Here is an 8,431-nt window from a genome sequence, read left to right as displayed (position 1 = left end):
CGCCTCGACATCCAGCCGCCCGTCAAGCTGCAACGCCACCGGCATGTTGTAGACCGGCGACGGCCCGTGCAACTGATCGATGAACCACAACCGGCTCTGCGCAAACGACAACGGAACCACCGACGGCCGCTCGACCGGCAGCAGCGGCTCCAGAAGATCCTCGCCGGTACCGAGACGGACTGCCAGCTCGGCGACGGTGGGCGCTTCGAACACACTGCGTATCGAAAGGTGGGCCTCCAGGCCCTCGTTGATCGCCGCGATGAGGCGCATCGCCGATAGCGAATCTCCGCCGAGCTCGAAGAACGAGTCGTCGACCCCGACTCTCTGTAATCCCAGCACCTGGGCGTAAATGCCGGCCAGGATCTCCTCCACAGAGTTGGCCGGAGCCCGGTACTTGTCAGCGTCCTGGTACTCGGGTACTGGCAACGCCCGTTTATCGAGTTTGCCGTTAACCGTCAACGGCAGAACGTCCAGCACCACGACCGTGGCTGGGACCATGTAGGCCGGCAACCGCTCGGCCAACACGGAACGGACCTCAGCCGGATCCGCGGACCCGGTGATGTAGCCAACCAGCCGCTTACCGCCGGGACGGTCCTCGCGGGCCACCACAACGGCCTGCTCCACTCCGTCTAGTTCTGCCAAAACGCTCTGGATTTCACCGAGCTCGATGCGATGGCCGCGGATCTTGACCTGCTCGTCGGCTCGGCCCAGATACTGCAATTGGCCGTCGACGCCCCAGCACACCAGATCGCCGGTGCGATACATCCGCGCCCCTGGAGCGCCGAACGGACACGCCACAAACCGCGATGCGGTCAGGCCCGAGCGTCGCCAATAGCCGCACCCGACGTTGGCGCCCGCTACATACAACTCCCCTATGACGCCTGCCGGCACTGGCCGCAACCACGCATCGAGTACGAACAATGCTGTGCCCGGCAGCGGCGAGCCGATCGGCGGCGCACCCGATCCCGCTGTCAGCGGCGCACTGAGCGCCACCCACATAGTGGTCTCGGTTGGGCCGTATTCGTTGATCATCACCCGCTCGGGCGCCCACCGATCGACCACATCGGCCGGGCATGCCTCGCCGCCCACCAACAGTGCTACCGACTCGAGGCCCTCCGTTGAGAGCATCCCGACGGCCGACGGCGTTTGGCTCAGCACGCTGACCTTCTCGGTCACCAGCAAAGCGCGAAACTTCTCAGGAGAGCTCGCCACCGTCTCGGGCACCACCACAAGTCGACCGCCGCGCAGAAGCGCACCGAAGATCTCCCAGCCGGAGATGTCGAAACTATAGGAGTGCCACTGAGACCAAACTTGCCCTGCACCTTGCGGCAAGCACGTGGCATCCAGTGAAGCCATCAGCTGGCTGACGTTGTGATGGGTGATCGCCACCCCCTTGGGAACACCCGTGGTGCCGGAGGTGTAGATGATGTAGGCGAGGTCGTCCGCGGCCGGTGCCGGCAGCGGGGTACTGGACTGGGTGTCGATGCGGGGATCATCGACATCGAGGACCAGCAGATCGCAACCGTCCAGTCGATCGGCCAACGCAGCGGTCGTGATCGCAGCCATTGGTGCGGCATCGGCGATCATGAACTGCATCCGCGACACAGGCACCGCCGGGTCAATGGGCAGATAGGCCGCCCCGATTTTCAATACCGCCAACATCGACATGATCGCCTCGGCGGACCGAGAGAACTGCAGCGCCACACACGCACCCGGCCCGACGCCGTAGCCCGCCAGCAGGTGCGACAAGCGGTTCGCCGCCTCATCCAGTTCGCGGTAAGTCCATGAGCGCTCTCCACAAACCAGGGCCACGGCATCCGGTGCCGCGGCTACCTGGGTGGCGAACAAGTCCGGAATCGAGAGCTGGTTCTCGGCCGGTCGGGTGAGCACCGCTCGATTTCCCCACTCCGCCAACTGACCCTGCTCAGCTGCATCAAGCACATCCATCGACGACAACCGCCTGGCGGGATCGGAGGTCATCGTCATCAGCACCCGCTGCAACCGCGCCGCCAGCTCAGCGGCGTCGAGATCCGCGAATGTCTGGCCCACCCCCAATGTGCTCAAGAACAACTGGTCACCGACACCGGAGAAGACCAACCCGAACCTGCCGGGGAGGCCGGAGTTCGTCATCGTCGCGGATGCCGTGACACCACCGAAATCCAGAGCGAACGCGGTCGGAAAGAAGTCGACAGCCACTCTCTCGGCTAGCTGTCCTACGTGGGCAGGATGGGTGTGGCGCGCGAGGGCTTCCACCGGAAAACGCTGGTGCTGCAGCGCTTCCCGCAGGCGAGTATCCACATGCTCACAGAATTCGGAGACTGTAGATGCTGGTGAAACCTTCAACACCAGCGGCACAACGCCGGCAACCATCGCGGGTAGCGTCTTCGATTCTGGACGCACTCGCCTGCTGACGGGAAAGTCGAGCACGACCTCCGAGCCCTCACCGCTGCGTCCTCGCACCATCAGCGCACACGCGGCGGTGAGCACCGAAGACCGGGGCATGTTCCACATGTGGGACAACTCTTCAACCCGCCGAAGGACCACTTGATCCAATTGCACAGGTGCGGAGAATTGGTGGGCATCCCGCTCTGCGACGGCTTCTGGCAACCGCGAATGGGGCTCACTTGCCGGCGGCAGGTTCCTGCTCCAGTACGCCTCATCGGCGTCATAATCCGAGGAAGCTTCATAATCGAGCTCGCAGTCCACGAATTCCTTCAACGATCCGAAGAAGGCCGGCGGGATGGGCTCGCCAGAAATTACTGCCGAATATACCGTCGCGATCCGCTGGCCAACCATCGCGATGCCGGCGCCGTCCACCACGATGTGGTGCAAACACGCGAACAGATAGAATTCCTCGAAACCTGTCTGGAACAGCGCAAATTTGAATAACGGACCAGTCAGTCGCATTGGGGTGCGCTGGATTGCCGACGCCATCTCGTGGGCGTCTTGCACGGCATGGCGCGAGCCGCTCAAATCATAGAATGCGAGTTCGACGTCGGGGTAATCAAACGCCTTTTGGAAAACCTGGCCGTTCTCCTCGAAGCAGGAAATCCGCAAAGGCTCGGCTTCCTGCACCACACGGCGGATTGCCCACTCGAGGGCATCATGTTCGACCGAGCCGCCGATTCTCACGAGGAGACCAACCTGCCAATCCGTGCCGGAGCGACCGGTTTCCTGCGCAAGCCAAATGTCTAATTGTGCCCGCGTAAGCGGGAGTGCGCGGTCATCGAGATTCATCCGACTCCCCCAATAAGTCCGCAGAGTTAGACAGCCTATTTATCGAGCGCTCCGCCGGCTTCTAGGCGCTGGCGCAGGCTCTTAGGTCGGATGTCGGCCCAGTTTTGCTCGATGTACTCCAGGCATGCTGCCCGGTCGGCCTCACCGTAAACGACGCGCCAGCCCGGAGGGACGTCGGAAAAGGCCGGCCATAGGCTGTGTTGCTCCTCGTCGTTGACCAAGACAAAAAAACTGCCATTGTCGTCATCGAACGGGTTGATGCTCACGTTACTCCAGACCTTGTCGACTTCGTCAGGAACCGTTCCACCATACTGGAGGCCGACGGAGTCGGACAGGGTTTCGGCAAAGTCCCTGGCATGGTTCCCAACGCTGCCCCAGTAAACCATCTCAGTGACGCAGTTCGCAATTTGAGCCTACCTCAGAGACCGGCCTGTAGCGCTCGCCGAGGCCACGACCTGCAACGATCGGTTGGACCCCGAAGTGGGTCGTTATTCGGCTCCTTCGAACTCCTCAGTTCAAGTGAACTATCCGCGAGCGAAGGCGATCTTGATGCCGCTAACCAAGTTGACAGCTGATTGTCGGGTTGGACGAAAATCTGGCCATCAAAGACGCCGACCCTCGGCCGGCGGCGCTACAACCTGGAGCGAGCGGCGGCGGTCGAGGGGTCCGATCCCCCGGCCCACGGCAATCGGGGTACCTCCAGGTGCGCCACGTCGCGCGCCAATCCGCAAAGGGGTACCCGCCCTCGCCGAGTATACGCAGGGCAGCGCCCTGCATGACCCGCCGCGATCATCACCCGGCTCGAGGACAACATTTATCGTTATGGAACTGAACGACGCACGGCTGCCCTGGTCGCCGAATTTCTCGCAGCTCGCGGTTTGCCTGCCACACAAATCAAGAAAAATTGCGTCCAGCGATTATCGGGAGGTGGCAGAGAACGGCCCAGCAACCGTAACAATGAGCCACACAGTCACGATTACATTCGTCGTTTTAATGCTGATCCTGGCGAGCGAATTCGATCCGCTGCGGCGAAGCGCCCTCGGCTATCAAAACCATTAACAGCCACTCAGCGAACGATCACAATGCTCTCACAAGTCAATTACGCGAAGCGTGTGTCCAGCATGTGGCAGTGTACTGATTATTTCTGAAGCATAACGTCTACACGGGCGTGATTGATGATCAGTATATCGACGACTCGAAATCTGCACGAATCCACATAGTCGGGAGATCGTGAAGATCCGATGAACAATGACCGGCTTTTCAACTGCCCCGGTCGATGCTGCCGAGTGGGCGACGCACCGAACGCCATAAAAGCGCGGTTTACGTCTCTCCTGGCTTCACCGCCACGGCCGCTCGCCAAAGAACCGATCGGACGCTTTACGCCAATGCCGATGACACCGTTGGGGCGGTCGTGACCCCTGGAGCCGCCCCAGCCAACGTCGGTTGGGGTGGTTCATTTCGCTGCTGCTCGCTTATTGGGACCGGTGCGGCACTCGCCGTCCGGCTACCTCTTACTCTCGCGCTCCGTGGCCAGAAATTCGCGAAGATACGACGGTGGTTTCAGATTGAGCAAGCGCCGCCGGTCGGCCGCGAGATCGGAGTAGCCGAGCGCCTGGACTTCCTCCACGGTGTAGGGCAGCCGTGAATCCGGCGGTCCCTTCCGTATGATCCCCACGCCGAAATCACACTTCAGTACCGCGACTCGCAGGTCGTCTCGAGTACTCCGCAGGTGGACGATCGCCTTCCAAACGTCGCCGCTCCAAAGAAGATTCCACCAGTGGTGCTGGGCAGAGAAGTCGGCGATCGACTCGGCGGGATAGCCGATCGATTCGAGGGCTGGGTTGCAATCGTGCACGACGATCACGCCGTCGTCCTTCAAGTAGCGCAGCGTGTTCTCGACATCAGCCAAGACCTGCGCATAAGTATGTAACCCATCGATCAGAGCTACATCGACGCGGCGCTGCTCGAGGAACTCCGCCTCGTTTGCAAAGAAGGCGTCGCTGGTCACCTCGAAGTAATGGGTCTCCCGCGCCTTCGCCTCGGCGAGCCGGCGATACAGGGGCGGTATTCTGAAAGCCGGATCGACGGCAATCTTCTGGTCGGCGGTGACGCCTCGAAACGCGGCTCCGCGCTTGACACCGATCTCCAGATAAACGGGGTTCGGTCGTCCGTCAAGCGCCCGCCGGACGACCTTCTTGCGGTTCACGCGACAATCCTCCCCGGTGTTTGGATGCTCTGGCGCGACACCGGCGCGTTTCTCCCTGCGGTGGAGGACAAGCAGATGGATGCCAGCACAAACGTCATCGTGTGATCCGGGCCTTCCCGTTTCCGTCGACACTTACGAAAATGAAAGCGGCAGCATCGCCCTGCCCGGCTCAGCTGCCCAACAACATAACCCAACCCCGGCGCCTTCAACGTGAAATCCAGAGTCTAGAGCAAGTCGCGCATGGTGCGAGACACAGGGCACGGATCTTCAGAGACCAACGCATCGACCGGTCGAGCTTCGCAGACGCTGATCCCCGCCCGCCGCAACGCCGCTCACTCGGTGCTCAGTCCGTGAACGACAATCTTGGTAATGCCGAATGAGTTCCGGATAGTATCGACCAGCCGACTCTCCCGAAATCGGGTGATGGTCACCTGATTCGGCTCGGCAGACGAACCGGAGGCTTCGGCTCTTGTCAACATCCGTGCTCGTCACCGGTGGTGCGGGTTTTATCGGGTGCGCCCTGGTCCGCCGGCTGGTGGATGCGGGCCACGAGGTCGCCGTCATGGACGTGCTGCACCCCCAGGTGCACGGCGGACGCCCATCGATCGACCTACCGCCATCCGTCAGGATGTTCACCGGCGATGTCACCCACGCGCCTGATCTGGATGCTGTGCTCCGGTTGTTTCGGCCCTCCCAGATCATCCATTTGGCAGCCGAGACGGGCACGGGACAATCGCTCACCCACGCGACCCGGCACGGATCGGTCAATGTGGTCGGCACCGCACAGCTTCTCGATGCGCTGAGCCGCGCAGCTCTCGTGCCCGACCAGCTCGTGCTCGCGTCGTCGCGGGCCGTGTACGGCGAGGGGGCGTGGCGATGCGGCGCAAACAACTTCTATCCGCGCCCTCGCAGTCACGCCCAGCTGCTGGCAGGCGTGTGGGATCCCAAGGGGCCCTTTGATGAACCTGCGGTACCGCTGCCGAGCCGTGCAGACGAGACCGAACCCCGGCCGACGAATATCTACGCCGCGACAAAGCTTGCCCAGGAGCACATGTTGTCGGCATGGGCGGCCGCGCACGACACCCGCCTCAGCGTGCTACGGCTACAGAATGTCTACGGACCCGGCCAGTCTCTGACCAATTCCTACACCGGCATAGTCGCCCTCTTCGCTCGGCTGGCGCGCGCCCGACACACGTTGGAGGTCTACGAAGACGGCCGTATCGTGCGAGATTTCGTCTTCATCGAAGATGTCGCCGATGCGCTGTTCGCCGCGGTGGAGGAGCCGGCGACCGAGCAGCGTTGCCTCGACATCGGGTCTGGCACCGCTACCACCATCCATGAGCTCGCTCGCGAGATTGCCGCCATCTGTGGCGCCCCGGAACCGATGGTCGTTTCAAAATTCCGCGACGGTGATGTGCGCGCCGCCAGTTGTGTCATCTCACCGGCGGTGAGCGACCTCCATTGGCGTCCTAGGTGGACTCTTCAGGACGGGCTGCACGCATTGCTCAAATGGATCGACGAAGAACCCGAAATATCTTCTTGATCAATCCAACACGCGTTCGCATCTGCGAAGGCCTGATGTCAGGAATCAGCGCGCATGTGCCAACCGCACTTTTTCCTCCAAGAGATCGGCTGCAGCGGAGATGCTTTCGCTGGGTTTGGTCATGCGGTTGGCGAGCTCACGCGCCCGAGCGACATAGTCCGATGCGAGGATGGTGCGGAGATCCTCCACCAGAGTTTGTCGGGTAGTGCTCGAAAAGCGCCTGCTGGTACCAACCTTCAGGCGTTTGACCTGGTTCCCCCAAACCGTCTGATTGACGTCCATCGAGAGCACCAGCGCAGGCACCCCGGCGCGCAGACCGATCGCCGTGGTGCCGGCGCCACCGTGGTGCACGACCGCACGGCAGGACGGGAAGACATCCGCGAAATTCACCGCGGACACCACCTTGACCTCGCCGGCTTCGGCGACGCCGCCGAAATCACTCCAGCCCGCGCACACCAGGGCTCGCTCACCCAACTCCGCGCAGGCATCCGCGATCATGGCCAAAGTGTCGGCCGGAGATTCCACCGGCATGCTGCCGAACCCGAAGAAAATCGGCGGAGAGCCCCCAGCAACCCACGCGGCGACATCCTCGTCGGCCGCAGTCGGCAATTCCATCGTCAGTGCGCCGACGAAGGGCCGTTGGTAATTTCGTTGCGCCCATTCGGCTGCCAGCCCGGGAAAGCACACGCCGTCGTAGGCCTGTATTTCCAACGATCCTCGTTCGGCTATCCGCCACGATGCTGGACGGGTGGCCTTCGGCAGGCCCAGCCGGCGACGCTGAGCGTCTTCTAACTTTTTATCCATGCGCCAACCCACCCAGTCGTATGTCGCCATCGCGGCGCGCCCCAGCGGCGCCGGCAGAAACGGCAAGAGCTGCCCATTGGCGCGCACGGGGAGATAATGCAACGTGGCCAGCGGTATGTCGTAGTATTCCGCGACACTGACGGCGGGCTGTTCGAAGCTCAGGCCGGTGAACAGCAGATCCGCCCCGTCCGCCAGCGACGTCAACGTTGTGCTGATCTCTTCCCAGCATTGGACGAGGGGCTCGTAGAGCTCGGGCCACAGCTTGCGCAGCTCCCCTACCCGCCAGACATTGCGGAAGACAGCGGTCCAGAAGTTGCGGTAGGCATCTAGCCAAGCCCGCGTCTCAAGCCCGTAAGCGCTTGTGAAAAGCCCAGCCGACTTCGCGAAGTGAATCAGATCGGGCGGGACCGCCATGCGCACCTCGTGCCCGCGACGCTGCAGTTCGCGGCCGATCGCCACCGAAGGCTCGATATCGCCACGAGTTCCATAGCTAGCCAGTACAAATTTCATCGCGAGTCATAGCCTTTCATGTCCCGTACGCTCGGGCGGACAGAGTCCCGTGGCGTGGTGGACTTCGGATCGGCGTGGGTGTACGCGTAGTGATCAACGAGTCGTGGTGAATGCTAGGCGATTTGGCGCTG

Annotated in this window: 6 protein-coding genes; 2 read left to right on the top strand and 4 right to left on the bottom strand. The window is 62.2% G+C overall.

What is annotated here, in order from left to right; translation table 11 throughout:
- On the bottom strand, positions 1 to 3,237 hold a 3,237-nt coding region (locus tag RMCN_RS17750; RefSeq protein ID WP_131808581.1), incomplete at its 3' end, for a non-ribosomal peptide synthetase.
- 35 nt (positions 3,238 to 3,272) lie between these two features.
- Positions 3,273 to 3,503, bottom strand: coding sequence for an MbtH family protein (locus tag RMCN_RS17745; protein WP_067391896.1), 231 nt, complete (start codon positions 3,501 to 3,503; stop codon positions 3,273 to 3,275).
- A 556-nt stretch (positions 3,504 to 4,059) separates the two neighbouring features.
- Between RMCN_RS17745 and RMCN_RS30850 the strand changes: the two genes are divergently transcribed.
- Positions 4,060 to 4,296 (top strand): hypothetical protein, encoded by a 237-nt coding sequence (locus RMCN_RS30850; protein ID WP_131808580.1) that lies wholly within the window; start codon positions 4,060 to 4,062, stop codon positions 4,294 to 4,296.
- A gap of 445 nt (positions 4,297 to 4,741) precedes the next feature.
- On the opposite strand, the gene RMCN_RS17740 is transcribed toward RMCN_RS30850, so the two are convergent.
- Positions 4,742 to 5,443 carry a class I SAM-dependent methyltransferase gene (locus RMCN_RS17740; RefSeq protein ID WP_067391893.1) on the bottom strand — a complete coding sequence of 234 codons (702 nt, stop codon included), beginning with the start codon at positions 5,441 to 5,443 and terminating at the stop codon, positions 4,742 to 4,744.
- 481 nt (positions 5,444 to 5,924) lie between these two features.
- Between RMCN_RS17740 and RMCN_RS17735 the strand changes: the two genes are divergently transcribed.
- A complete protein-coding gene (locus RMCN_RS17735; RefSeq protein ID WP_067391890.1) occupies positions 5,925 to 6,986 on the top strand; it encodes an NAD-dependent epimerase/dehydratase family protein in 1,062 nt (353 codons plus the stop codon).
- 45 nt (positions 6,987 to 7,031) lie between these two features.
- Here the strand turns inward: RMCN_RS17735 and RMCN_RS17730 are convergent, their stop codons facing one another.
- Positions 7,032 to 8,300, bottom strand: coding sequence for a glycosyltransferase (locus RMCN_RS17730; RefSeq protein ID WP_067391887.1), 1,269 nt, complete (start codon positions 8,298 to 8,300; stop codon positions 7,032 to 7,034).
- Positions 8,301 to 8,431: the final 131 nt, after the last annotated feature.

Source organism: Mycolicibacterium novocastrense (genome assembly GCF_001570485.1).
GTDB classification, from domain to species: domain Bacteria; phylum Actinomycetota; class Actinomycetes; order Mycobacteriales; family Mycobacteriaceae; genus Mycobacterium; species Mycobacterium novocastrense.
The sequence above is the reverse complement of the archived record's forward strand: the minus strand, read 5'-3'. Positions and strand labels throughout refer to the sequence as shown.

Excerpts from the sequence above, each read along its gene's own strand:
- RMCN_RS30850 (WP_131808580.1), top strand. The coding sequence starts at position 4,060 with ATGGAACTGAACGACGCACGGCTGCCCTGGTCGCCGAATTTCTCGCAG.
- RMCN_RS17730 (WP_067391887.1), bottom strand. The coding sequence starts at position 8,300 with ATGAAATTTGTACTGGCTAGCTATGGAACTCGTGGCGATATCGAGCCT.